Origin of the sequence: Allobosea thiooxidans, assembly GCF_900168195.1 — a bacterium.
Classification (GTDB): Bacteria; Pseudomonadota; Alphaproteobacteria; order Rhizobiales; family Beijerinckiaceae; genus Allobosea; species Allobosea thiooxidans.
Window position 1 is genome coordinate 112,318 of the sequence record NZ_FUYX01000013.1, and the last position, 23,057, is coordinate 135,374.

The following is a 23,057-nucleotide window of genomic DNA, read 5'->3' on the forward strand; positions in this document are numbered from 1 at the left end:
CCGTCAGACCGCGACCGTTGCGGGGGTGGGGCGCTTGCGCATGAAGGCCTGGCGGCGGCACTGGGCGACCAGCGTGCCGTCCTGCTTGTAGGCCTTGTGCAGGAAGTCGACGATGCCGGCATCCGGACGCGAGCGCGATTCGCGCTTGGCGACGATCTCGGTGGTGCAGTTCACGGTGTCGCCCTCGAACAGTGGAGCGGGGAAGGCGACGTCGGTCATGCCGAGATTGCCGATGGTGGTGCCGACGGTGGTGTCGTTGACCGAGATCCCGATCATCAGGCCGAGCGTGAACAGCGAGTTCATCAGCGGCTTGCCCCACTCCGTCTCGGTCGCGCAGAAATGCGCATCGATATGAAGGGGTTGCGGGTTGAGCGTCATGTTGGAAAACAACATGTTGTCCATCTGCGTGACGGTCCGCGTCAGGCCGTGCTCGATCACCGCTCCGACCTGGAAATCCTCGAAATAGATCCCGCCACGCTTGTGACGCATCACATCCGCCATCGACGCCTCCGCCTTCGCATCGCCGGCCGCTGAGCCGGCGCGAAAGTCGTAGAGCGCGATCCGCCGGGAGGGAAGCGGAAAGCGCGGCGTTAAGCTCCCGAGGGGCGTTCTTAACGCTTCGCTTACCATAATGGAGCAGGCTGAATCATGCGCTCCCGCATCGCGCGGAGGCGGTCCGCCGAAGGTCTCGATGTTCCTCTTCACCACGCCGCAGAGCCGCGAGGCGCAGCCAGCCAATCCGGTCGTCAGCGCCATCCGCCAGGGTGCGGAGCGGACGGGGGCGGGGTTCGATTACCTGCTCAAGACGGCGCAGCGCGAATCCGCCCTGGAGCCCGACGCCAAGGCGAGGACATCGAGCGCGACCGGGCTCTTCCAGTTCATCGAGCAGACCTGGCTCGCCATGGTGAAGCAGGAGGGCCCGAAGCAGGGGCTCTCGCAATATGCCGACGCGATCTCCGAGAGCGGCGGGCGGCTCAGCGTTTCCGACCCGGCAGCGCGGGAGAAGATCCTGCAGCTGCGCAACGATCCGCAGGTCGCCGCGGTGATGGCGGGCGCGCTGACCCAGAAGAACCGCGACCAGCTCGCCGGCGCCCTCGGGCGGCAGCCGCAGGCGGGCGAGCTCTACATGGCGCATGTGCTGGGCGCGCGCGGCGCTTCCGACCTGATCCGCGCCGTGGCCAGCGACCCGAGCCGCGTCGCGGCGCGGGATTTCCCCGAAGCCGCCGCCGCCAACCGCTCGATCTTCTACGACAAGGCGGGACGCGCGCGCAGCGTCCAGGAGGTCTATGGCGTGCTTGCGGCGAGCCATGCCGGCACGCAGGTCGCGGCCGGTACGGCGCAGGCCGGGCAAGCCGGACAGGGCGAGATTCCCGAAGCCGAGATCGCGGCGGCGCTGCGTCCGGGCCGGGCGAAGGGGCTGGTCGGCCTGTTCTCCACGACCGGCTCGCGCGATCCGGTCTCCCGGGCCGTGGCCGATCTCTGGACGACGCCCAGCCGGGGCGGCACGCGGGTTGCCTCGCTCGACAGCGCCGAACGCTATTTCCCGCGCCGCAACCAGGGCGGTGCGACCGAGGCTGCCGCCTCCGGCGTCGCACCAGCTGCCGGCGCGGGCAAGCCGGTCAATGCGCCCTTGCCGCCGGCGCGGCCGGACGACCTGTCGCGGCCGACGGCTGCGGCCGCGCAGACGGCCGGCAGGGCTCGGCCCGGGCCGCTCGACCTGTCAGCCTTCATGGTCCGGAGGGGCGGAGCATGATCGTTCGGCGTTTTCTGCTCTGGGCCCGCACGGCGCCGGCCGAGGCGCGCGCAGCCGGCGCCGGGGCGCTGGCCGGGGCCTATCTGCGCTCCGAGATGTCCGAGGACGACCGGCATGAGGCGGAGACGGCGCTGATCGCGCTGGTCGACGATCCCTCGCCGCTGGTCCGCCGCGCGATTGCGGAGGAGATGGCGCCCTCGATGCGCACGCCCCGCACGCTCGCGCTGGCGCTCGCCGCCCATCAGAGCGACGTCGCGGCGCTGATGCTTGCCCATTCGCCGGTGCTGACCGAGGCCGATCTGGTGGATGCGGCGGCCGTCGGCGACGTGCTGGCGCAGCGCGCCATCGCGATGCGCCGCCGCCTGCCGCTCGGCGTCTGCGCCGCGCTGGCCGAGGTCGGCTGCGAGGAGGCGCTGATCACGCTCGCCGGCAACCGCACGGCGGAGATCCCGGATTTCTCGCTCGAACGGATGGTCGAGCGCTGCGGGGACAGCGGCGCCCTGCGCGAGGCCCTGCTGGAGCGCGTCGACCTGCCGACCGGCCTGCGGCAGGCGATCGCGGCCCGGGTCTCCGACACGCTCGCCCGCTTCGTCGCCGGTTGCGGCTGGCTCACACCTGAGCGCAGCGCCAGGCTTGCGCGGGAATCGGCCGAGCGGGTGGCGGTGGCGCTCGCCGCCGGCGGCGAGGCGACCGATGCGCCGGCCGTCGTCGAGGTGCTGCGCGCCACCGGGCGCCTGACGCCCGGCCTGATGCTGCGTTCGCTCCTGAGCGGTGAGCCGGCCCTGGCGGAAGCCGCCTTCGTCTCCCTGTCCGGCCTGCCTTCCGGCCGGGTCGCGGCCCTGTTGCGCGACAGGCGCGGAGCCGGCCTCAAGGCGCTCTGTCGTAAGGCCGGGCTGCCGGTTGCGCTCGAACCGGCCTTCACCGCAGCGATCCTCGCCCTCAACGCCCGCGGCTTCGATGCGGGGGGCGCATCCTGCGGCATCGACCGTGAGCTGCTGCGCGCGGTCCTTACCGTCTGCGAGGCGATGACGGGGCCGGAAGCGGATGCGCTGATCGCGCTGCTGCGGCGCATGGACGTGGAGGCTGCCTGCGAGCAGGCCCGCCTCATGGCGGATTCGCTGGCGGACGACGCGGCGCTCGCCCTGCTGGTCGAGGCCGATCCCAGTTTCCTGGTGGGACTCGAGGCGGCCGATCTGCGCGCGGCCTGAGCCGGTTCAGTAGCCGAACTGCTCGCGCAGGATGCGCTCGTCCAGGCTGTGGCCGGGGTCGTGCAGCATGACGAGATCGACGCTGCGGTCGATCGCGATCGAGACCGAGCAGACCTCGTCGATCTGGGTGTGGTCGGCGACCGCGCTGACCGGACGCTTGTCGGCTTCCAGCACCTCGATGAAGACCTCGGCATGGTCCGGCAGCAGGGCGCCGCGCCAGCGGCGCGGCCGGAAGGCGGAAATCGGCGTCAGCGCCAGCAGCGGCGCGTCGAGCGGCAGGATCGGCCCGTTGGCCGAGAGGTTGTAGGCGGTGGAGCCGGCCGGAGTCGCGAGCAGGAGGCCGTCGGCGATCAGCTCCGACAGGCGGACCTGCCCGTCGACCGAGATGCGCAGCTTCGCCGCCTGATAGGAGCGGCGCAGCAGCGAGACCTCGTTGATCGCCTTGGCCTGGACGGTCGCGCCGTTCTGGTCGACGGCCTGCATCGAGAGCGGATGCACGACGCTGCGCTCGGCCGCCTCGAGGCGCTTGCGCAGGCCACGCTCCTTGAACTCGTTCATCAGGAAGCCGACCGAGCCGCGATTCATGCCGTAGATCGGCTTGCCGGTGCCGAGGAAGCGGTGCAGCGTCTGCAGCATCAGCCCGTCGCCGCCGAGCGCGACCACGACATCGGCCGCGGCCGGTGCGGCATTGCCGTAGCGCTCGACCAGCTTGTCGAGCGCCGCCTGCGCTTCCGGGGTGTCGCTGGCGACGAAGGAGATCGCGCCGAAACGTTCGGTCATCATGTATCCTGGAGCGGCAGGCCACGGTATCGCCGCAGGCTTAACACGGCCGGGCCGCTGGCCGCGAGGCCGCGGCAGCGAGAAAGTCGCGCAACGAAAAAGGCCGGGCGCGGGGCCCGGCCTGTCGAAGGCGTTACGGAGAGCCGGTCAGATGGCCGGGCTCCATTGCACCGGCACCATGTCGAAGCCGCTCCCGTCCCTGGCGATGTGCCCGACGGCGGGGAAGGGCGCATGGTAGAAGGCGACCTGCATCCGCTCGGCCGAAACCATGTCGAGCAGCTTGCGGCGGGTGGCGGCAGCCTGCGGCCCGTCCATGTCGAAGACCGCCGACCAGTCCGGGTTGCGCACGAAGAGCGCCGGGTGGTTGGTTGTGTCCGACATGATCATCAGCTTGCCGGTGCCGGAGGCCAGGGCGAAGACGGTGTGGCCCGGCGTGTGTCCGGGCGCCGCGACCGGGGTCAGCCCCGGCAGGATTTCCTTGCCGGGCTCGAACTGCTTCACGTCCTTGGCGATCGGCCCGAAGACGCGCCGCACGCCGGCGAAGGCGCCCTTCATCGCCTCCGGGGCGGCATTCATCTTCGCGTCGTCCATCCAGAACGCCCATTCCGCTGCCGGCACCATCGCCTCGGCATTGGGGAAGACGGCGCTGCCGTCCTTGAGCCGGAAGCCGTTGATGTGGTCGCCGTGGAAATGGCTGAAGACGACGGTGGAGACGTCCTTCGGGTCGAAGCCGGCCGCCTTGAAGTTCGTCATCCAGCGGCCCGAGGTCGGTGCGCCGGAATCGCCGTTGCCGGTATCGATCAAGGTGAGCTTGCCGCCATGCTGGACGGCGAGCGTCGTGAAGGTGATGTTCAGCGCGTCCTGAGGCAGGAAGGCCTGCTCCATCGCCTTCTTGACGTCGGCCAGCTCGGCGTTGCGGACGAAGCCTTCGAGCGGGCGGCGGGCGAAGCCGTCATTGATCGCCGTCAGCGTGATGTCGCCGATCTTGTAGCGGTAGAAGCCAGGGGCCTGGTTCACGGGAACTCCTTGTGCCTTGGCCGGGCCGAAGCCGGGCAGCTCCAGTGTCGCAGCGGCGATGAGCGCGCCTGTGCCGGCAAGGGCAGCGCGGCGCGAAAAGGGCGTATCGTGCATCGGATGGGTCTCTCCTCGGGGCGCCGCCAGAGTAGCGGCGAGGGGAGCGCGTTCAACCGCGGCGACTTGCCGATGGGTCAAGTTTCCGTGAGCCCGTTCGGCCGGGCAGGCGCCTGCGGCGAGTCGTCTGCGGCCTTCTCCGCTTCTGGCGGTGGGCGCCGGGCGAGGGCGCGCAGCATCGCGGCGCAGAGCGCGAGAGAGCCCATGACGCCCTGGCCGGAGCAGTCGGCGACGAGGGCCTGGAAGGCGACCGGGTCGTCACCGGCAAGGCATTGCAGGCTCCAGCTCCAGTCCGGCGCCTTCTGGCGCAGCAGCGAGACCGCCACGTCGATATCGGCGCTGACGGCGCCGAGCGTCTTCCAGAAGGAGCCATGCTGATAGATGCCGCCTGCGGGCGTGCGCCGGGTGGCGAGCCGCGTCGGCTTGCGCCGCACGGTGAAGCCCAGCGCCTCGTAGATATCCGCATCCAGCTCGCGGTTCGGCTTGCTGGATGCCTCGCAGCGCGTCGCGAGGGTGAGAAGATGCGTCCGGTCGTCCATTCCGTTCCGTACGGGAATCGAGCAGCGAGCCGCATGCGGCGGCGGTCAGGCCGCGACATCTAACCCATCAGGAGGCCGGGCGGCCAGCGTTCGATCGCCCGGTCGTGGCCGCCGCAGGTCAAGGCCCGACGACGGTGCCGCGGGCGCGGCCGCCAGGCACGCGGCAGGAGCAGCCGACGCCGAGCGGCGCGGGCTCGTAGAGCGTGCAGACCTTGACCGGCGTGGCGCATTGGCCGCCATCCCCTGCCGGCGCGACCTCATAGGCCGGATAAACCGGATAGGCGGGATAGTCCGGGTAGTAGGACGGGTAGCTCGCGATCGCTCCGATCGTCGCGGCGGTGGCAAGGCCCGCGGCGGCGCCCCAATAGGGATAGCCGCCCCAGTACCGGCGATAGGGCCGGTAGCCCGCGCCCCAATAGGGCCGGTAACCACCGCCCCAATAGGGTCGATTCGGATAGAAGCCGGGGCGGCCCCAGCCGCCGCCCTGCCAGCCGGGGCGGAAGCCGGCGCGATAGGCCGGGAAGGCCGGCCTCATGCCCATCGGCCTCATGCCGAGGCCGGGCGCGCCGAGACCGTGAGTCCGGAAGCCGCCGCCATAGTGGAAGCTACCTCCTCCGAAACGCGGTTGTGCGGAAGCCGTGAGACCCGTGGCCAACAGCAGCGGAATCGCATAGGTGGCGGCGAACAGGAGACGACGCATGCGAACCTCCTTCGGGCTTCCCGGACGTTTCCCGGATTGCGCCCGTCCGGGGAAACGCCTTGCGCCCATGCGTGGTTCCGTGAAGGACGCTGCTCAGTCGAACCAGGGGGGCTCGTTGGTGCAGCGATAGCCGACGAAGCAGGCATCGCTGTCGCGGCTCTGGACCCAGGCCGGCTTGAGCACCTCGTCGCGCAGGCAGAAGCTGCGATCGCGGACGAAGCGGTCATAGGTGAAGCCGCCTGTGCCGAGCACGATCGCTCCGTTGGTCTGAACGTCCCGCTGGCTGGCCGCGCAGGGGCGCGTGACTGTCGACGGGCGCGTCTGGGCGGCCGCGATCCCTGCATTCAGCACGAGAACGAGCATGAGAGCGATGGCTTTCATCGAAGCCTCCCGAACTGGCGAGAACCTGACAACGATTCCGCCCGTCAAACGTTCCTCCGGCACGGCGGATGTCAATCCCGCCACACGACGTCGTGGCATGACGAGAGCCTGGGAAACCTGAAGAAAATGGTGCCGGCTGAGGGGATCGAACCCCCGACCTTCGGTTTACAAAACCGCTGCACTACCGCTGTGCTAAGCCGGCGCCTCTGGCTGGTCGGCCAAGATTGCCGCCGAGGAAGTAATGCCTCGGCGGTGCCGTAGCGGTTACCAGCCGGTGGCTGCGAGGGCAAGCGTCTCCGGTGTAGCTGGCCCGGCTGTGCCGCGGATGCAGGCGCCGCGAGGGCCTTCGTGGATCCTGCGGTCCGGCCCGCCGCTCAGCCGACCGAACGGATGATCTCGCGATAGGCTGCTTCCGGAAATGCCTTGAGGGTCTCGGTGCGGACATTGCCGAGCATGCCGAGCTGCAGGCAGAGGCGCGCCTGCACCGCATCGTCGGGCGCCTCGCAGACGATCACCATGTCGTATCTGCCCATGGTCATGAAGAAGGCCTTGAACTCGCCTCCCATCTCCTTGATCGCCTGCTTGGCCGAGTCGAGGCGGCCTGGCGAGGCCGTGACGTTGCGGGCGCCCTGATCGGTCCAATTGGCGAGCATGATGTAGGTCGTCATCGCGCTACTCCCTGAAACCGGTCCGGTCTGTTCATCGGAAGTATCGGGCGGCGGCTCGATCGCGCCGCCTGTTAGGATTGGCTTCAGCCAGTCCCGCCGGACCTTACGTAAGGATAGCACAGCGCGCGGCAGAGGCCGACGGCAAGAAAAAAGCCCCGCCCTTGCGGGCGGGGCCGATATGGCGGTCCGAAGTGAGGATCACTTCAGGATGTCGCGGTCCTTGGTTTCCGGCAGGAAGAGCAGGCCGATCACGAAGGTGCCGAGTGCCACGATGATCGGATACCAGAGGCCGGAGAAGATGTTGCCGCTGGCGGCCACGATGGCGAAGGCCGTCGGAGGCAGGAAGCCGCCGAACCAGCCATTGCCGATGTGGTAGGGCAGCGACATGCCCGAGTAGCGGATGCGGGTCGGGAAGAGCTCGACCAGCAGGGCAGCGATCGGGCCGTAGACCATCGTCACGAACACCACCAGGATGAACAGGATGCCCGTGGCCTGCAGGGCGCGGCTGTCGGTCAGGACCTGACCGATCGACGGCGTCTTCAGGATGGTCGGGTCACCGGCCTTGGGATAGCCGGCGGCCTGGGCGGCAGCGACGAGCTCGGCGGCGGTCGCGGGCGCATCGGCGCCGTTGATCGAGGCCTTGAGCGGCGAGCCGGCCGGGCCGGGGACCAGATCGTAGTGGATCGAGTTGGTCGCCAGCGTGCGGCGGACGACGTCGCAGGGCTTGGTGAAGGTGCGGACGCCGACCGGATCGAAGAGCGTGCCGCACTGCGCCGGATCGGAGGTGAGCACCAGCTTGACCGTGTCCGTCGCGGTGATCAGCTTCGGATTGGTGGTCTTCGCCAGCATGGTGAAGAGCGGGAAATAGGTCAGCGCCGCGATCAGGCAGCCGGCGAGCAGGATGGGCTTGCGGCCGATCTTGTCCGAGAGCCAGCCGAAGAAGATGAAGAACGGCGTGCCGGCGAGCAGCGACAGCGCGATCAGCAGGTTGGCCGTGGTGCCGTCGATCTTCATCGTCTGCGTCAGGAAGAACAGCGCGTAGAACTGGCCGGTGTACCAGACCACGGCCTGGCCGGCGGTGCCGCCGAGCAGCGCGATCAGACCGATCTTGGCGTTCTGCCAGTTGCCGAAGGCTTCCGAGAGCGGGGCCTTCGAATGGGTGCCTTCCTCCTTCATCTTCACGAAGGCCGGCGATTCGGCGAGCTGGAGGCGGATCCAGATCGAGAAGCCGAGCAGGATGATCGAGAGCAGGAATGGCACGCGCCAGCCCCAGGCCGCGAAGGTTTCCGGTGACATGCTCAGGCGCAGGCCGAGAATCACGATCAGCGACAGGAACAGGCCGACCGTCGCGGTCGTCTGGATCCATGACGTATAGAAGCCGCGTCGGCCCATCGGGGCGTGCTCGGCGACATAGGTCGCGGCGCCGCCGTATTCGCCACCGAGCGCGAGGCCCTGCAGCAGGCGACAGATGATGAAGGCTGCAGGCGCGAGATAGCCGATCGTCTGGAAGCTCGGCAGCAGGCCGACGACGAAGGTCGAGATGCCCATCACGGTCATCGTGACGAGGAAGGTGTATTTGCGGCCGATCATGTCGCCCAGGCGGCCGAAGAACAGCGCGCCGAAGGGGCGGACCGCGAAGCCGGCCGCGAAGCCGAAGAGCACGAAGATGAACTTCGCCGTGTCGTTGTCGCCGGGGACGAAGGTCTGGGCGATGTTGGCGGCGAGCGAGCCCGCCAGATAGAAGTCATACCACTCGAAGACCGTGCCGGCCGACGAGGCGATGATGACTTTCCTTTCTTCCTTGGTCATCGGCCGAGGGGCGGCCCTCGAGTCCGATGTCTGTGATGCCATGCTCATGGCGCTTGTCTCCCCTGGTGAAGCCTGAAGCCGGGGGATGCCCGGCTACCTCGTTCCGCGCGCCTCGCGCTTCTGTCGTGGCGATGATCGCGCTGCCGGACGGCGAAAGAATCCCGCCATGCCAGCCTGGATCAGAGGTTTGCGCGCAGATTGTCGCAGGGGCAATCAAGCACTTGGTCTTGCACCGTTCGTCTTAAGACTATTGGGGAGTGCTTGGGCGGCGGCGCGACGATGCTGGATGAGAGGCTTTCGCGCGGCGGCCGAAACACTATAATCACAAGTCGGAGGCCGGACCAGATGCGGAAGGGGAGGCGCGCGATGTCGCGGCTTGTCGTCACCTTGGCTTGCGCGGTCTTCGTAGCGGCGGGCCTGTTTGCGCCGACGGCTTTCGCGGCCGGGCGCAGCATCGGGCCGGCGCCGGTGGCCGCCCCGGGTTTTGCCCGCCCCGCCATGCGCTTTAGCCCGCGTGCGTTGCCGGCGATGCGACCGGCCGGTCCCTGGCGGGCCGGGCGGGCGCATTTGCGCCATCACCGCGGCTTCGACTGGGCCGGAACCGGTTGGCCCTGGCTCGATACGATGATGCCGGGGCCAGGGCTGACCGTCGTCCAGCGCCCGGCGCCGGAGATCCGGCCAATCGATCCCGACGCCTTCGAGAATCTGCCGGTGCGCAGCGGTATCCGGCGGGGTCCGACGCCCGAGCCGACGATCTACCGGCTCGAAGGGCCGGCCTCGCGGCCGGTCGCGCGCGTCATCCGGGTGGCGGGCGGAGATGAGAAGCGGGCCGGCGTCCGCAGCCGGTTCGCGCATGCCGAGACCGGCGCCTTGCTGCTCACCGTGCCGCGCCGCTGATCCCGCTCAGCGACGGCGGCTCGCGACATAGAGCGCGATGGCGGTCGCGTTCGAGACGTTGAGGCTGGTGATCGCGCCCGGAACCTCGAGGCGGGCGACATGGTCGCAGAGCTCGCGCGAGCGCTGGCGCAGTCCCTTCCCCTCGGCACCCATCGCCATCACCAGCGGGCGGCGCAGCGCGACGTCGTCGAGCGCGACGTCGCCGTCCGAATCGAAGCCGATCCGCAGGAAGCCGCGCTTGCCCAGAGTCTCCAGCGCATCGCCGAGATTGCGCACGGCGATGAGCGGCACATGCTCCAGCGCGCCCGAGGCGGATTTGGCGAGGACGCCGGTGGCGGCCGGCGAATGCCGGATCGTGACGATCACCGCGGCGGCGCCGAAGGCGGCGGCCGAGCGCAGGATGGCGCCGACATTATGCGGGTCGGTGATCTGGTCCAGCGCCAGCACGACGGCATCGTCGGGCAGGCTGTCAAGATCGGGCGAGGGCAGGGGCTCGCAGATGAGGTAGAGTCCCTGATGCACCGAATCGGGCGTCAGCAGGCGGTCGATCTCGGAAGGGCGCACGATCTCGGGCTCGACCGGCAAGGTGGTGCCGACGAGTTCCTGCAGCCGCCGCAGCGCGTTCTCGGTGGCGAGCAGCCGCTTATGCCGGCGCTGCGGGTTGCGCAGCGCCTCGACGACGGGGTGGACGCCGTAGAGCACGGCCTCGTCGATATCGCCCGGCCGATGCGGCGGCGGTCCGCCGGCACGGCGAGGGCCACCGGGACGGCCTCCCGCGGGCCGGGCATGTTTCGGGCGGAATGGCGGCGCCATCGCTCTCTCCAGACTTCACCGGATTGCCGTGCCACGGCGCGGATCGCTTGGCCAGCGCGAAGACGGCGCCGGGCCCACATCATGGAGGACAGAAATGACGGACGAAGCTGCCACCGACCGGTTGGTCGTGATCACCGGCGGGCCGGGTGCGGGCAAGACGACAATGATCGAGGCGTTGGCGGCGCGGGGCCATGCCGTGCGGCCGGAGGCCGGGCGGGCGATCATCCGGGACCAGCAGGCGATCGGGGGCAGGGGCCTTCCCTGGGCCGACCGGGTGCTGTTCGCCGAGCTGATGCTCTCGGCCGATCTGCGCAGCCATGCGCAGGGGCAGGAGCAGGAGGGTCTCGTCTTCTTCGACCGCGGCCTGCCCGATATTGCGGGCTACCTCGCGCTCTGCGGCTTGCCCGTGCCGGAGCATGTCGACCGGGCAGCCGCTCGCTTCCGCTATCGCCGGACGGTCTTCATCGCGCCGCCCTGGCCGGAGATCTTCAGCCAGGATGCCGAGCGGCGGCAGGATCTCGCCGAGGCGGAGAGGACCCATGACGCCATGGTCGCGAGCTATGCGCGGCACGGCTACGATCCGATTCCGCTGCCGCTGGCGAGCGTCGAGGCGCGGATCGCCTTCGTTCTGGGCCATCTCGCCGGTTCGGGCTGAGCGACGCGGCGCCCCCGCGACGAAGCGTCCGCACAGGGAATTCGCGCGATCGGTCTTTTTGCCGTTGACAGGGAGCGACCCGGTCACCATAAGTCCGGCCGCGCCTGCCGGTCGTCGCAAAAGCGACACACCGGCGGCCCTCGGCTCCGAGAGCCGATCAGGGCGCAGGCGGGGGAATGTCCCGAGCGGCAAAGGGGGCGGACTGTAAATCCGCTGGCTATGCCTTCGCAGGTTCGAGTCCTGCTTCCCCCACCATCTTTTTTCTTAAGAATCTGATTTCCCTTCTTTTTTAGCGGCGGTTCCCGCGCCTGATGGCGAGGTGCGGGAAAGCGCGGGCCGGGCATATCTTGAATCACAGCACGACCTCCTCTTCCTGCTCAACAGTGACTTGCGAGAGGTCTTGCTGCTGCCGAGCATTCTCCCCGATCAGCACGCGAATGGTTCCGTCCGGCGCCACCTCTGAGACCGTGCGCACGCGCGCCTGAGCGACCGCGCGAACCGTGCGGGCGATGTCGGCTTGTGTGACCGTGGCGGCGGCGCGGGGCAGCGATATCGCGGCTTAGGCCGGCGTGTGGCCGATCGATGGCGTCGCGAGCCGTCTTGCGCCAATGGCTGTCGCTCATCCCCGCCTCCTTGGATCGAACGGCACGTTTCCGTGAGCTTCGGAAAGGGGATCGGGCTCGAATGCCGGTGCCAGCGCTGGGTAAGCTTTCGAAAATTGCTTTGCAGAGCGGACTTCACCCATTCTGAGGCAGCTGAGCTTGGGGCGCCGGCCCGAGAAACTCAGGTTCCGGCGCATTCTTCGAGGAACTTCCCCGCATTCGATTTGATGAGGCTGGCCATGGCTTTCGTTTTCGATGCGCATACAGCACCGGACCTCGCGAACTGGCGGCAGGGCGTTCGATTCTGCATGGTTGATGGAACCAGGCGAGCGACCTGCCTGATTGGCACTTCGACGCTGCGTGAGCTCGGGCCGGATGAACTCGAAAGCGACAAGCAATGTCTCGCTCAGTTCTACTTGCACTGCGGCGTGATCGCGTCCGCTGCTGCGCGCCTGCTGGGGGCGGGTGTTTCCGAAGGCAATTCGATCGTGCAAGTCATGCTTGCGAACCTGCTCTGAGAGTCCGTGCGACCGAGTGTGAGTTCCGTTCACTTGTGGTCCCGGGACGTCGCCGTGCGGCTCAGCCTCGGGACCGGCCCCGTAGGCCCGGCGATCGATCCGGGCGGCTGCCTTGGCTTTCGCCTTCAGCGCGGTATAGCGGTCGATCTCGGCGCGGAGCCGAGTCGAAGACGTCTTCGCCGCTGATCTGGCGGTTGCCTCTGCGGCCTGATTCGTAGAACCTGCACGAGAGTTTGCCGCAGCCAATCGAATACCACCGCGGGCCGTTCGATGAACGGAAGCTTATGAGCCGGCTGGACAGCTTCATTCGCCGCCTCGAGGCGCAGCGGGCAGTTTTGAACTGGGCGGCAGCTATGATCCGGGATCGGGAGGGGCTCGTTCTGGAGCTAGGCCTCGGCAATGGGCGGACCTACGACCATCTGCGGGAGTTGCTTTCGGGCCGAGAGATCCATGTGTTTGACTTGGAGCCGAAGCCAAACCCGTTTTCCATGCCGCCCGCACAATTCCTCGTCGTCGGCGATATGGCAAAGACGCTTCCGGCGTTTGTGGAACAGCATGGGGCGGCGGCGGTGCTTATCCATGTCGACGTCACGGTTGGCGTGCCCGAGCAAGACGCCGCCGCATTCGTGTGGTTGCCGGCCCATGTCGCAGCACTGGCAATGACCGGAGCGATCATCGTGAGCGGTTGGGCGCTCGAGCATGACAAGCTCGAGCCGTTGGCATTGCCTGACGAGGTTCCGGAAGGTCGATACTTTGCGTACAGACGCGCTGCGTAACTGCCGCCCTCCCTTCAGAGCCGGAATCCGCGCCTGCGTGAGGACGTTGATGGGGCCTCGGCCTACGATTCTCCTCGGGACTATCCTCCGGCGCTCCGGTCAGCCGATCCTTGACGGAACGCAGATACCAACCATCGGCACGAAGCAGGTCGCGCGCCGGCTGAAGACGCTCGAGGACGAGAACGCCCCCCTCAGGAAGCCGCTGGCCGAGCAGTTGCTCGACAATGCGATCCCGAAGGCCGTCGCCGCAAAAATGCGGATGGTGTGAATCGATTAGCCCGAACGCCTCGCCAGTTCGCCCGTGCCCATAAAGGGGGGGATTTTTCATATTAAAACTATCGGAATTCCTGGGGCATAACCTTTTGGAATGCCTGATGAAGCAATTGGAATTTGACGTTAATACCTACAGAATGCGAGATTTCTGAGTAAGACAACGTCATGCGAAGCAATCGCGTGGCGGATTATTTTCGTATTCGTCCCTTCGGCGCCAATTCTACTGTGCGACTTGGCGGGATGATCGCTGGGGCTGCGTGAGTCTGTCGGCAGGCGCGGACGCCTGGCCACGGCGGCTCCGGCGCCGCACATCGCATTCCGTAACTCTAAGGACCTCTCCATGACTCGGGCCGTTACAACCTACGCTGTCATCGGGGCGACGGAGCACGCGCTCGCGCTCGCGGCGGAGCTTAGTCTGGCCGGCAATCGGGTCATCGTGGCGGAGCAGGCGGCTCGCAAGGCAGCCCTGGATGCGCTGGCTGCCGCGCCCGGCCTTGACGTCGACTGTCAGGTCGAGAGCGTCGTCGGCGGCAAGCAGCGTGCGCTGGTGACCGGTATCGAGGTCGCCCCCGCTATCACGGCTGCTGTCGAGGCTGCGGAGGTCCTGATCTTCATGACGCCACAGACGGCTTATGAGGAAATCCTGACCGCATCTGCCGGAAGCCTGCGTAACGATCAGATCATCCTGCTCTGCCCGGGTGGTCTTGGCGGAGCGCTGCTGGTTGCCGGGATCGCGGCGAAGGCGGGCGCTCCCGATCTGCTCGTGGCCCAGACCTCCGCGATGCCGCTGGGTGGCCGCAATGCCGGCCCAAATGCTCTGCGTATCGCCAGCAAGAAGAAGATCCTGCCCGTGGGCGTCTTCCCGGCCTCGCGCACGCAGGAACTGCTGGAGCGGCTCGCCGCGGACTTCCCGCAACTGATCGCCAACGCCAACGCCATCGAGACCGGCTTCGCCGGCGCCGCGATGGGACTCCATCCCATCCCGATGATCATGAATGCGGCCCGCATCGAGGCGGACGGCCCCTATGTCTACGACAGCTACGAGATCACCCCGAGCATCGCCCGGGTCATCGATGCGGTCGATGCCGAGCGGCAGCAGATCCTGAAGGCGCTCGGCGCCCCGCTGACGACCTTCGCCGATATCCTGAAGCAATCCTATGGCGTTCCCGGCGACAGCTTCTATGAGGTCGTTCACGCCGTGCCGGGTTACAAGCAGGTCAAGAGTCCCCCGGACCTGCGCTATCGCTATCTCAGCGAGGATGTTCCCACCCAACTCGTCCCGGCTGTCGCACTGGCGCGGGCGCTGGGCGTCGCGACGCCGATGCTCGACGCGACCGTGAACTACACCAACGCCATGCATGGCTGCGATTACTGGCAGAGCGGCTGGAACCTCGAGAAGCTTGGCCTGGATGGGCTCGATGCGGCCGGGATCGCGGCGCTGCTCGCAAGCGGTTTCGATGCGCGCTGAGCGCGGCCCTACCTGACCAGATGGACCACGGGGCCACCCAGCCATGAACATCGTCGTGATAGGCGCCGGCATCGTCGGCGCGAATGTCGCCTTCCGGCTCGTTGAAGGCGGGGCAAAAGTCACGGTGGTCGAGGCCGGGCGTGTCGGAGACGGCACCTCGGCGCGAAGCTTCGCCTGGACCAATGCTCATCGCAAGACACCGCGCGCCTATCACGACCTGAACATCGGCGGCATGCAGGCGCATCGCGCGTTGCGCGAAAGATTTCCGCAGGGCGGCTGGTGGCACGGCGCTGGGACCGTCGAATGGGCTGCGCCCGGCGAGGACCGCGACGTCTTCAACGATCGCGTCGAACGCCTGCGCGACTGGGGCTATGCGGCGGAGATCATCGACCGCGCGCGGTTGCGGGAGATCGAGCCGGATATCGACCCGGTTGCCGTGGGCGATGCGCCGATCGGCTTCTTCCCCGATGAAGGCTGGGTCGATCCCGTCCTGATCACCCATACGCTCCTGCGTGAGGCCGTACGGCTGGGCGCTACGCTGCTGACCGAGCAGGGTCCGGCGAGACTCGTCGTTCGCGGCGGCAAGGCGGTCGGCGTCGCCTGTGCGGCGGGCGAGATTCCGGCCGACCTCGTCGTGAACTGTACCGGGTGCTGGTCGAACTCGATCACGGACGAGAAGCGCCTTCAGGTTCCGCTCGCGCCGACCTCCGGGATGCTCGCCTATACGGCCCCGGTCGCCGCCAATCTGCGCACGGTCGTTCTGGCCGCACAGTGCCACATGCGGGCGGACGGGGCAGGACGGATCGTGATCCGGCAGGATCACTATGATCGCACCATCTTGCCGGGCACCCCTGTCGACACCGCCCTTCGCGAGGCGAGCGAACTGGTCGCGATCGCGGCGCAGGTCGTGCCGTCGATCGGCCGGGCGAAGGCCGAGGCGGTCCGCATCGGTGTCCGGGCGCTCCCTGCCGACGGCAAGCCGGCGATCGGGCCCATCGGAGGGTTGGCGGGCTACTACGTCGCCGTGACGCATAGCGGCGTCACGCTCGCCCCTTTCCTGGGCCAACTGATCACCGAAGAAATCCTGTCCGGCAAGGAACGCAACGAACTCGCGGCCTTCAGGCCGGACCGGTTTCATCAGGAGAACGCGCCAGCGGCCGTCGCCTGGCGGGAGGATTGAGCTGGGCGAGACGCACCCTGTCGCCGGAATATTACTTCGGCCGGAGTCTATAACCTGCAGGAATAGGCTTCCGGCGATTTCGACTTGGACATGTCCAAGCTGCGCCCGTCATCATCAGACCAGAAAAATACCATCTCGGAGGTTCGAACATGATCAAGGCTGCGTTGCGGCTCTCCTGCCTGGCCCTTACCGTCTGCCTGCCCGCGCTGGCCACGGCCCAGGAGGTGGTGCTGAGGGCGAGCTCGGGCGCCGGCGACGTGTCGACGCTCGATGCCCATCGCGCCAGCGCCACGAGCGACAAGGCCATGGTCGGCTGGATCTATAACGGCCTCGTCCGCTTCAAGCCCGGCAGCGCCGATCCCAAGGACCTCGAGGCCGATCTGGCCGAGCGCTGGGAGCGCAGCGCCGACGGCAAGGTCTGGACCTTCTACCTGCGCAAAGGCGTGAAATTCCACGGCAGCTGGGGCGAGATGACCGCGGACGACGTGGTCTACTCGCTGACCCGGTCGGGCGACCCCAAGCGTTCCACCTTCGCGAACGACTTCCGCGCCATCGAGAAGATCGAGAAGGTCGACGACTACACCGTTCGCGTCTCGCTGAAATATCCTGACGTCAACTTCCTTGGCCGCGTCTCGAACTACCATGGCGGCAACATCGTGAGCCGCAAGGCCGCCGAGGAACTCGGCGACAAGTTCGGCGCCAATCCCGTCGGGACCGGTCCGTTCCAGTTCGTCGAGATGGTGACGCAGCAATATGTGAAGCTCGCCGCTCACAAGGACTATTTCCGCGGCAAGCCCAAGATCGACACCATCATGGCCCGCGCCATCGCGTCCGACAGCGCCCGCGAGCTCGCCTTCAGCTCCGGCGAGATCGACCTGATGTACGGCAAGCGCGAGCAGCGCTGGGTCGATAACGCCCGCAAGCGCGGCGGCTTCAACGTCGACGTTTTCGCACCCGGCGAGTTCCGTACGCTGAGCCTGAACCGGACCATGCCGCCGCTGGACAATGTGAAGGTCCGCCAGGCGGTGGCGGCGGCCATCAATGTCGACGACCTCGTCCGCTTCGTCGGCAAGGATGTCGGCCCCAAGGGTTGCTCCGTGGTGCCCCCCGGCTATCTCGGCGAGGATTGCTCGGCCGCCTACAAGTTCGACCTCGCCAAGTCGAAGGCCCTGCTGGCAGAGGCGGGATTCAAGGACGGCTTCACGATCAAGTCGATCGTCTCGAACATCTCGGCGCAGCAGCCCTTCATGGAGATCATCCAGTCGCAACTGGCCAAGGTCGGGATCAAGCTGGACATGCAGGTCGTCGACCACGCCACCTATCAGGCGCAATCGCGCAAGAACCTGAGCGGCATGGTCTTCTACGGTGCGGCCCGTTTCCCGATCGCAGATACCTATCTGTCGGAGTTCTTCCACTCGCGCGCGATCGTCGGCACGCCCACCGGCGTCACGAACTTCTCGCACTGTTCCGTGGCGGATGCCGAGATCGACGCTGCGCGCATCGAGGCCGATCCGGCCAAGCAGTTGGCTCTCTGGAAGGAAGCCCAGCGCAAGATCATGGAGGATGTCTGCGCCATCCCGCTGTTCGAGTTGCGCCAGGTTTGGGCGCATAGCGACCGCCTCGATTTCGGCTACGAGCTCAAGGGCGCGATGAACCTCGCCCCGCCGATCACCGAGCTCACCACCGTGAAGGCGCAGTGAGCCGGGCTGCGTACTGATCCATGACCAGCACGATCGAGGCGCTCGCCGCCTATGTCCATGCGGCGCGCGCGGCGCCGCTCACGACGGAAGCGCGCGAGGCCGCCTTGCGGTGCATTCTCGATCTCGTCGCCGCGGCCGCTTCCGGTGTCGATGCGCCGGGGCCGCGCGCCGCACGCAGCGCGGCGCGCATGTTGTACGGGGCCGGGGACTATCCGATCTGGTTCACCGGGGAACGGTCCAGCCTCCTGGGGGCCGTCTGGGCGAACTGCGCCGCCGCGGCGGCGCTCGACATCGACGACGGACACAGGATCGCCCGTGGCCATCCTGGCGCCGCGATCATTCCCGCAGCCTTTGCCGTCGCCCAGCAGGTCGGTGCTGCGGTCGATGATCTGCTGAAGGCGATCGTCGTCGGCTATGAGGTGGGCGTCTCGGTCGGCGCTGCGCGGCGCTTCTATGCCAATACGGGCATGTGGTCGGGCTACGGCGTCGTCGCTGCGGCCGGGCTGCTGAAGGGCACGCCCCCGGAGCAGCTTGCGCAGGCCTTCGCCATTGCCGGCGCCAGCGCGCCAAACCAGCTACATGCCGGAGCGGGGCCGGCCTTTCCGGCGCTGGAGGGGACGGATGTCAAGGAAGGCATCCCGTGGTCTGATGTAACGGCGATCTCCGCGCTCGCGCTCGCCGAGAACGGACATAGCGGTCCGCTCGCCTTGCTCGATACGGACAGCCATTTCCGCAGCGCGGAGATTGTCGCCGGGCTCGGCGACAATCTCTACATTGCCCGCAGCTACTTCAAGTTCCTTTGCTGCTGCAGGCATGTCCATGCGCCGGTGGAGGCACTGCTTGAACTGATGGCCCGGCATGCCATCGCCGCCGACGCGATCGAGGCGATCGAGGTCGACAGCTATAGCGGCGCGCTGAGGCTGACCAACCGTCCGGACCCGGAAGGGTTCACGGAGATCCAGTTCAGCATCCCCTATTGCCTGGGCCTGGTCGCCCTGCACGGTCGCGAGGCATTGCTGCCGCTCACCGCGGATTTCGTCGAGCGGCCGGAGATCGTCGCCATTGCGCGCAAGGTTTCGCTCCGGCTCGACCCTGAGATCGAGGCCCGTTTCCCTGCGGAAACGCTGACCCGCGTGACCATCGAGGCAGGTGGGCGCCGCTACGTCTCCGGGATCACCGCGCCGCGCGGTGAGGCGAGCGCGCCGCCATCGTGGCAGGAGCTCGAGGAAAAGCTGCGCATCGTCACGCGCCGCACCGCAGGGGATGTGCAGCAAGACCGGCTCCTCGGTGCGGTCGACGGGCTGCGCCGGGGCGATCTTGGCGCACTCGTCGCTGCCTTCCGCGAATTGCGGCTGGGCGGGCCGGCGTCTCCAGCCTGACGGGCCGGCAAGCCGTTTCGCGTCAATCCATCGCGGGCATGCTGTGGGAAATCTCCGCCGCGACCTCGCGGGCGGCCTCCAGGAATGCATCGACGAGCCGCGCATTGCGGCTGTCGCGGACGCGGCAGAGATAGAAGTCGAGCTGGATCGCCGGCTCGAAACGGCGGATCGCCAGCTTGTCGCGCAGGCCGCCGACAATCAGCGGATGCACGAGCGAGACGCCGGCACCGGCGGCCACGAATTCGCACAAGGTCGGCGAGACGTTCACCACCATGACCGTATTGGGGACTACGCCATGTGCTTTGAGCGTGGCAGTGGTACGCAGGCTGGTGTGGCTCTCCGGGTCGAAGGAAATGAATGGCTGACCGATCAGATCCTCGGGTCGGATCACGGATTTCGCGGCCAGCGGGTGATCGAGCGGCGCGATGAAGACCACGGGATGGCCCATCATCGGCTCAGTGTCGGTATAGGGGTTGTCGATCGGCGCGATCACCAGGCCGACATCGAGCTTTCGGTCCACGATCCCTTCCGTGATCCATTGTGAACTGCGCGACTGGACGGAGCAGAACACCCCCGGCTGCCGCGCGAGAAACGCCGTCGTCGAGCGCTCGATGAAGGAGCCGGAAAGAGCGGGCATCACGCCGATGAGCAGGCGGCCCTGCTCGTCGCGGCGGATGGTCTCGACCGCGTTCTCCACCTGGCGGAGGCCGGCGAAGATGCGATCGACCTCGCTGTAGAGTCGCATGCCATTGGGTGTCGGCGCGAGGCGGCCCTTCACCCGCTCGAACAGGCGCAGGCTCGTGTCTTCCTCCAGATGCGCGACCAGCTTGCTGATTGCGGGCTGGGAGACGTTCATCACTTCGGCGGCGCGGCTCACCGTGCCGTGTTCGATGACGGCCTTGAAGGCTTCTACTTGGCGGAGATTGAGCTGGCGCGCCATGTCATAACCTTTTGGAATAGAGTATCCATAAATTCGACTTTGACGAAATGGCGAGTAAGGCCCTAGCTGTGTCCGGGCAAGGGAAATCGCATGCGACCGGACATCATCGTCATTGGGGGAGGGACTGTCGGCGCTGCGATCGCCTACGGCCTCGCGGGCTTCAAGCAGAACGTCATGCTGCTCGACGGCGGCGACCGGGATTATCGCGCCGCACAGGCGAATTTCGGGCTGGTCTGGTTGCAGGGGAAGGGCATGGGCCTGCCCGCCTACCAGACGCTGACCCGCACCAGCGTCGGCCTCTGGCGCGAGTTCGCCACCGAGGTCGAGGGGCTCTGCGGGGCAGACCTCGCTTACGAGAACAATGGCGGCATCGCCTTCTGCATGGGCGAGGATGGCTTCGAGAACCGCCGCGCCCAGTTGCAGCGGCTTCACAACCAGTGGGATGGCGGCGAGCCCGACTGGGAGATGATCGACCGGACGGCGCTGGAAAGGCTTCTGCCCAGGGCGCGTTTGGGCAAGTCGGTATCCGGAGCGAGCTTCGGCCGCCTGGACGGCCACGCCAACCCGCTCCGACTTCTGATGGCGCTGCATGAGGGGATCGTCCGCCAGGGGGGCGTGGTGCGCAGCAATGCGATGGTCCTCAGGATCGAGCGCGTCGGGGCGGATTTCCGGCTGCTCCTCGATGGGGAGGAGCTGGTTGCGCCGCGCATCGTCATCGCTGCCGGCCTCGGCTCTGCCGCGCTCGCCGCGCAAGTCGGGCTCGACGTCCCGTTGCGCCCGCAGCGGGGGCAGGTGCTCGTGACGGAGCGGTTCGAGCCGTTCCTGCCGCTGCCGGCGAGCGGGCTGCGCCAGACAGGCGAGGGCACCGTCATGATCGGCGCGACGCAGGAAGAGACCGGCTTCGACCTCTCCACGACCAGCGACGCCGCCGCGCGGCTCAGCCGCAAGACCGTGGAGATCATGCCCGATCTCGCCGGCGCCAAGCTCGTGCGTCAATGGGCGGGCTTACGGGTCATGACGCCCGACAGCTATCCGATCTACGCGCAGTCGCAGACGCATCCGGGCGCCTTCGTCGCGCTCTGCCATTCCGGCGTGACGTTGGCAGCCTTCCACGCACGCGAACTCGCCCGCGCGATCCGCGACGGCGAGCTGCCCGACTTCCTGACTCCCTTCCACCAGAGACGTTTCGATGTTCCGAAAGCTGCATGATCCCGGCCCGTCGGCCGTGACGATCCTGATCGACGGCAAGACCGTATCGGCCGAGGCGGGCGAGAATCTCGCGGCGGTCCTGCTGCGGCAACCCGAGGGCTGGAACCGGACCTCGACGGTGTCGCAGTCGCCGCGAGCACCCTATTGCATGATGGGCGTATGCTTCGAATGCCTGGCCGAGGTCGACGGCGTGGGCTCGGTGCAGACCTGCCTGACCACGGTGCGCGACGGCATGCGCGTGTCCCGTCAGCTCGGACGCCGGGTGCTGTCGGCATGAGCGCGGTCGATCTTCTCATCGTCGGCGCCGGCCCTGCCGGCATGGCGGCCGCCGTCGCTGCCCGCCGCCATGGCCTCGACGTGCTCGTCGTTGACGACCAGCCCGCGCCCGGGGGCCAGATCTGGCGCTCGGTCGAGACCGTCGCGGCAAGCCCGCGCGGCGCGCGCCTGGGCGATTCCTATCTCGCGGGTACCGCGCGCGCCGCAGCCTTTCGCGGCTGCGGGGCGGCCTATGAGCCCGGCGCGCAGCTCTGGCAGATCGAGCCCGGATTCCGGGCCTTCGTCACCAGCGGCGGCAAGGCCCGCACAGTCTCGGCCAGGGCGGTGATCCTGGCGACCGGCGCGCAGGAGCGCCCGGTGCCGTTCCCGGGCTGGACCCTGCCGGGCGTGCTGACCGTCGGTGCCGGACAGATCCTGCTGAAGACGGCAGACCAGGTGCCGGAGAAGCCTGTCTGGATCGCCGGCAGCGGGCCGCTGCCGCTGCTCTATATCACACAGTTGCTGGCGGCCGGCGGCAAGGTCGCAGGCTTCCTCGACACCACCCCGCCCGGGCGCCTCGGCGCGGCGCTGCGGCATCTGCCGGCGGCGCTCGGCAAGGCCGGCGACCTCTGGAAGGGCGTCGCCTGGACGCTCGCCCTGAAGCGCGCGGGGGTGAAGATGGTCAAGCATGTCGCCGAGATCGAGGGCAGGGGCGAGGGCAGGCTGCAGAGCCTGCGCTACCGCAGGCAGGGCGGGACCTGGCAGGAGACGCCGGCCGAGGTGCTGCTCGTGCATGAGGGGTTGGTACCCTCGATCCATGCGCCGCTCGCCCTCGACTGCAAGGTCGAATGGCGGCGGGACCAGCACTGCTATGCGCCGGTGCTCGACGGCTGGGGCGAGAGCTCGCAGCCCGGCCTGTTCGTCGCCGGCGACGGGGCCGGCATTGCCGGCGCCATCGCCGCCGAGCATCGCGGAACCCTCGCGGGGCTGGCGGTCGCCGCTCGGCTGGGTGCTGTTTCGAGCGCGATGGCGGAGGCGGAGGCTGCGCCCGCACGCAAGCTGCTCGAACGCGAGCTCGCCTTCCGGCCCTTCCTCGACGCGCTCTACGAGCCGCGCCCGCAGGTCTTCGCGCCGCCTGACGAGACCGTCGTCTGCCGCTGCGAGGAGGTCACGGCGGGAACCCTGCGCGCGCGCGCCGCGGTCGGCCGGCCGGGCACCAACCAGGTGAAGGCTTTCACCCGCGCCGGCATGGGACCCTGCCAGGGCCGCCAATGCGGCTACACGGTCATGCACATCCTCGGCGGCGCGCAGAACCGCCCGCCGGAGGCGCTGGGCTTCTACCGCATCAGGCCACCGCTCAAGCCGGTCACGCTCGGCGAACTCGCCGCGCTCGAGCAGCCGGACAACGCCGCATGATGCCGGT

24 protein-coding genes and 2 tRNA genes are annotated in these 23,057 nt (G+C 68.0%); 15 read left to right on the forward strand and 11 right to left on the reverse strand.

Annotated elements, in window-relative coordinates:
• Positions 1–3: 3 nt before the first annotated feature.
• Positions 4–756, reverse strand: a complete 753-nt coding sequence (locus tag B5Y19_RS20540; RefSeq protein ID WP_342060166.1) for a MaoC family dehydratase — start codon at positions 754–756, stop codon at positions 4–6.
• Here B5Y19_RS20540 and B5Y19_RS20545 point away from each other — a divergent pair.
• On the forward strand, positions 692–1,753 hold the full coding sequence (locus B5Y19_RS20545) for a hypothetical protein (RefSeq protein WP_055727876.1): 1,062 nt from the start codon (positions 692–694) through the stop codon (positions 1,751–1,753). The genes B5Y19_RS20540 and B5Y19_RS20545 overlap by 65 nt on opposite strands.
• A complete protein-coding gene (locus B5Y19_RS20550) occupies positions 1,750–2,961 on the forward strand; it encodes a DUF2336 domain-containing protein (protein ID WP_055727875.1) in 1,212 nt (403 codons plus the stop codon). Before B5Y19_RS20545 ends, B5Y19_RS20550 begins: the two co-directional genes overlap by 4 nt.
• 6 nt (positions 2,962–2,967) lie before the next feature.
• Here the strand turns inward: B5Y19_RS20550 and B5Y19_RS20555 are convergent, their stop codons facing one another.
• From B5Y19_RS20555 to B5Y19_RS20590, 8 genes are all read right to left on the reverse strand, one after another.
• Positions 2,968–3,741 (reverse strand): NAD kinase, encoded by a 774-nt coding sequence (locus B5Y19_RS20555; protein WP_055728014.1) that lies wholly within the window; start codon positions 3,739–3,741, stop codon positions 2,968–2,970.
• A gap of 147 nt (positions 3,742–3,888) precedes the next feature.
• Positions 3,889–4,872, reverse strand: coding sequence for an MBL fold metallo-hydrolase (locus tag B5Y19_RS20560; RefSeq protein ID WP_055727874.1), 984 nt, complete (start codon positions 4,870–4,872; stop codon positions 3,889–3,891).
• 77 nt (positions 4,873–4,949) lie between these two features.
• Positions 4,950–5,411, reverse strand: coding sequence for a hypothetical protein (locus B5Y19_RS20565; protein WP_055727873.1), 462 nt, complete (start codon positions 5,409–5,411; stop codon positions 4,950–4,952).
• Positions 5,412–5,529: 118 nt separating this feature from the next.
• On the reverse strand, positions 5,530–6,111 hold the full coding sequence (locus B5Y19_RS25865; protein ID WP_139384494.1) for a hypothetical protein: 582 nt from the start codon (positions 6,109–6,111) through the stop codon (positions 5,530–5,532).
• 93 nt (positions 6,112–6,204) lie between these two features.
• The gene (locus B5Y19_RS20575) at positions 6,205–6,492 is read right to left on the reverse strand and encodes a hypothetical protein (protein WP_244555664.1); all 288 of its coding nucleotides are present in this window, start codon (positions 6,490–6,492) and stop codon (positions 6,205–6,207) included.
• A gap of 127 nt (positions 6,493–6,619) precedes the next feature.
• Positions 6,620–6,694: transfer RNA gene (locus B5Y19_RS20580), tRNA-Thr, on the reverse strand.
• Between the two features lie 172 nt (positions 6,695–6,866).
• Entirely contained in the window at positions 6,867–7,160 is a 294-nt protein-coding gene (locus tag B5Y19_RS20585; protein ID WP_055727871.1) for a GYD domain-containing protein, read from the reverse strand.
• Between the two features lie 198 nt (positions 7,161–7,358).
• A complete protein-coding gene (locus tag B5Y19_RS20590) occupies positions 7,359–8,969 on the reverse strand; it encodes an MFS transporter (protein WP_055727870.1) in 1,611 nt (536 codons plus the stop codon).
• Between the two features lie 366 nt (positions 8,970–9,335).
• On the opposite strand from B5Y19_RS20590, the gene B5Y19_RS20595 reads away from it, so the two are divergent.
• A complete protein-coding gene (locus tag B5Y19_RS20595) occupies positions 9,336–9,866 on the forward strand; it encodes a hypothetical protein (protein WP_079592017.1) in 531 nt (176 codons plus the stop codon).
• A gap of 6 nt (positions 9,867–9,872) precedes the next feature.
• On the opposite strand, the gene B5Y19_RS20600 is transcribed toward B5Y19_RS20595, so the two are convergent.
• The gene (locus tag B5Y19_RS20600) at positions 9,873–10,679 is read right to left on the reverse strand and encodes a TrmH family RNA methyltransferase (RefSeq protein ID WP_055727868.1); all 807 of its coding nucleotides are present in this window, start codon (positions 10,677–10,679) and stop codon (positions 9,873–9,875) included.
• Between the two features lie 94 nt (positions 10,680–10,773).
• Between B5Y19_RS20600 and B5Y19_RS20605 the strand changes: the two genes are divergently transcribed.
• The 9 genes from B5Y19_RS20605 to B5Y19_RS20645 all read left to right on the forward strand — a co-directional run bounded on the left by B5Y19_RS20605 (position 10,774) and on the right by B5Y19_RS20645 (position 19,230).
• Entirely contained in the window at positions 10,774–11,334 is a 561-nt protein-coding gene (locus tag B5Y19_RS20605; protein ID WP_055727867.1) for an AAA family ATPase, read from the forward strand.
• Positions 11,335–11,504: 170 nt separating this feature from the next.
• Positions 11,505–11,589 (forward strand) — tRNA-Tyr (locus B5Y19_RS20610).
• A 586-nt stretch (positions 11,590–12,175) separates the two neighbouring features.
• On the forward strand, positions 12,176–12,454 hold the full coding sequence (locus B5Y19_RS20615; protein ID WP_176168677.1) for a DUF1488 family protein: 279 nt from the start codon (positions 12,176–12,178) through the stop codon (positions 12,452–12,454).
• 233 nt (positions 12,455–12,687) lie between these two features.
• Entirely contained in the window at positions 12,688–13,230 is a 543-nt protein-coding gene (locus B5Y19_RS20620) for a class I SAM-dependent methyltransferase (protein WP_244555665.1), read from the forward strand.
• A 37-nt stretch (positions 13,231–13,267) separates the two neighbouring features.
• Positions 13,268–13,498 carry a hypothetical protein gene (locus B5Y19_RS26760; protein ID WP_139384495.1) on the forward strand — a complete coding sequence of 77 codons (231 nt, stop codon included), beginning with the start codon at positions 13,268–13,270 and terminating at the stop codon, positions 13,496–13,498.
• A gap of 345 nt (positions 13,499–13,843) precedes the next feature.
• A complete protein-coding gene (locus B5Y19_RS20630) occupies positions 13,844–14,971 on the forward strand; it encodes an NAD/NADP octopine/nopaline dehydrogenase family protein (RefSeq protein ID WP_055727863.1) in 1,128 nt (375 codons plus the stop codon).
• 43 nt (positions 14,972–15,014) lie between these two features.
• A complete protein-coding gene (locus B5Y19_RS20635; protein ID WP_055727862.1) occupies positions 15,015–16,151 on the forward strand; it encodes an NAD(P)/FAD-dependent oxidoreductase in 1,137 nt (378 codons plus the stop codon).
• 149 nt (positions 16,152–16,300) lie between these two features.
• Positions 16,301–17,851 (forward strand): ABC transporter substrate-binding protein, encoded by a 1,551-nt coding sequence (locus B5Y19_RS20640; RefSeq protein WP_055727861.1) that lies wholly within the window; start codon positions 16,301–16,303, stop codon positions 17,849–17,851.
• A 20-nt stretch (positions 17,852–17,871) separates the two neighbouring features.
• On the forward strand, positions 17,872–19,230 hold the full coding sequence (locus B5Y19_RS20645; protein ID WP_055727860.1) for an MmgE/PrpD family protein: 1,359 nt from the start codon (positions 17,872–17,874) through the stop codon (positions 19,228–19,230).
• Between the two features lie 22 nt (positions 19,231–19,252).
• Here the strand turns inward: B5Y19_RS20645 and B5Y19_RS20650 are convergent, their stop codons facing one another.
• The gene (locus B5Y19_RS20650) at positions 19,253–20,170 is read right to left on the reverse strand and encodes a LysR substrate-binding domain-containing protein (protein ID WP_055727859.1); all 918 of its coding nucleotides are present in this window, start codon (positions 20,168–20,170) and stop codon (positions 19,253–19,255) included.
• 90 nt (positions 20,171–20,260) lie between these two features.
• On the opposite strand from B5Y19_RS20650, the gene B5Y19_RS20655 reads away from it, so the two are divergent.
• From B5Y19_RS20655 to B5Y19_RS20665, 3 genes are read left to right on the forward strand one after another with little or no spacing between them, the layout of a single operon-like run.
• Entirely contained in the window at positions 20,261–21,379 is a 1,119-nt protein-coding gene (locus B5Y19_RS20655) for an NAD(P)/FAD-dependent oxidoreductase (RefSeq protein WP_055727858.1), read from the forward strand.
• On the forward strand, positions 21,360–21,656 hold the full coding sequence (locus B5Y19_RS20660) for a (2Fe-2S)-binding protein (RefSeq protein ID WP_055727857.1): 297 nt from the start codon (positions 21,360–21,362) through the stop codon (positions 21,654–21,656). Before B5Y19_RS20655 ends, B5Y19_RS20660 begins: the two co-directional genes overlap by 20 nt.
• Positions 21,653–23,050: an NAD(P)/FAD-dependent oxidoreductase gene (locus tag B5Y19_RS20665; RefSeq protein ID WP_055727856.1), complete on the forward strand. Its 1,398-nt coding sequence runs from the start codon at positions 21,653–21,655 to the stop codon at positions 23,048–23,050. Before B5Y19_RS20660 ends, B5Y19_RS20665 begins: the two co-directional genes overlap by 4 nt.
• Positions 23,051–23,057 lie beyond the last annotated feature (7 nt).

What these genes read in the sequence shown, in the direction of transcription:
- B5Y19_RS20645 (WP_055727860.1), top strand. Translation starts at nt 17,872, where the DNA reads ATGACCAGCACGATCGAGGCGCTCGCCGCCTATGTCCATGCGGCGCGC.
- B5Y19_RS20585 (WP_055727871.1), bottom strand. Translation starts at nt 7,160, where the DNA reads ATGACGACCTACATCATGCTCGCCAATTGGACCGATCAGGGCGCCCGC.
- B5Y19_RS20660 (WP_055727857.1), top strand. Translation starts at nt 21,360, where the DNA reads ATGTTCCGAAAGCTGCATGATCCCGGCCCGTCGGCCGTGACGATCCTG.
- B5Y19_RS20615 (WP_176168677.1), top strand. Translation starts at nt 12,176, where the DNA reads ATGGCTTTCGTTTTCGATGCGCATACAGCACCGGACCTCGCGAACTGG.
- B5Y19_RS20550 (WP_055727875.1), top strand. Translation starts at nt 1,750, where the DNA reads ATGATCGTTCGGCGTTTTCTGCTCTGGGCCCGCACGGCGCCGGCCGAG.
- B5Y19_RS20575 (WP_244555664.1), bottom strand. Translation starts at nt 6,492, where the DNA reads ATGAAAGCCATCGCTCTCATGCTCGTTCTCGTGCTGAATGCAGGGATC.
- B5Y19_RS20540 (WP_342060166.1), bottom strand. Translation starts at nt 756, where the DNA reads ATGGCGCTGACGACCGGATTGGCTGGCTGCGCCTCGCGGCTCTGCGGC.
- B5Y19_RS20605 (WP_055727867.1), top strand. Translation starts at nt 10,774, where the DNA reads ATGACGGACGAAGCTGCCACCGACCGGTTGGTCGTGATCACCGGCGGG.
- B5Y19_RS20595 (WP_079592017.1), top strand. Translation starts at nt 9,336, where the DNA reads ATGTCGCGGCTTGTCGTCACCTTGGCTTGCGCGGTCTTCGTAGCGGCG.
- B5Y19_RS20600 (WP_055727868.1), bottom strand. Translation starts at nt 10,679, where the DNA reads ATGGCGCCGCCATTCCGCCCGAAACATGCCCGGCCCGCGGGAGGCCGT.
- B5Y19_RS20565 (WP_055727873.1), bottom strand. Translation starts at nt 5,411, where the DNA reads ATGGACGACCGGACGCATCTTCTCACCCTCGCGACGCGCTGCGAGGCA.
- B5Y19_RS20545 (WP_055727876.1), top strand. Translation starts at nt 692, where the DNA reads ATGTTCCTCTTCACCACGCCGCAGAGCCGCGAGGCGCAGCCAGCCAAT.
- B5Y19_RS20640 (WP_055727861.1), top strand. Translation starts at nt 16,301, where the DNA reads ATGATCAAGGCTGCGTTGCGGCTCTCCTGCCTGGCCCTTACCGTCTGC.
- B5Y19_RS20630 (WP_055727863.1), top strand. Translation starts at nt 13,844, where the DNA reads ATGACTCGGGCCGTTACAACCTACGCTGTCATCGGGGCGACGGAGCAC.
- B5Y19_RS20635 (WP_055727862.1), top strand. Translation starts at nt 15,015, where the DNA reads ATGAACATCGTCGTGATAGGCGCCGGCATCGTCGGCGCGAATGTCGCC.
- B5Y19_RS20655 (WP_055727858.1), top strand. Translation starts at nt 20,261, where the DNA reads ATGCGACCGGACATCATCGTCATTGGGGGAGGGACTGTCGGCGCTGCG.
- B5Y19_RS25865 (WP_139384494.1), bottom strand. Translation starts at nt 6,111, where the DNA reads ATGCGTCGTCTCCTGTTCGCCGCCACCTATGCGATTCCGCTGCTGTTG.
- B5Y19_RS20590 (WP_055727870.1), bottom strand. Translation starts at nt 8,969, where the DNA reads ATGACCAAGGAAGAAAGGAAAGTCATCATCGCCTCGTCGGCCGGCACG.
- B5Y19_RS20560 (WP_055727874.1), bottom strand. Translation starts at nt 4,872, where the DNA reads ATGCACGATACGCCCTTTTCGCGCCGCGCTGCCCTTGCCGGCACAGGC.
- B5Y19_RS20665 (WP_055727856.1), top strand. Translation starts at nt 21,653, where the DNA reads ATGAGCGCGGTCGATCTTCTCATCGTCGGCGCCGGCCCTGCCGGCATG.
- B5Y19_RS20650 (WP_055727859.1), bottom strand. Translation starts at nt 20,170, where the DNA reads ATGGCGCGCCAGCTCAATCTCCGCCAAGTAGAAGCCTTCAAGGCCGTC.
- B5Y19_RS20555 (WP_055728014.1), bottom strand. Translation starts at nt 3,741, where the DNA reads ATGACCGAACGTTTCGGCGCGATCTCCTTCGTCGCCAGCGACACCCCG.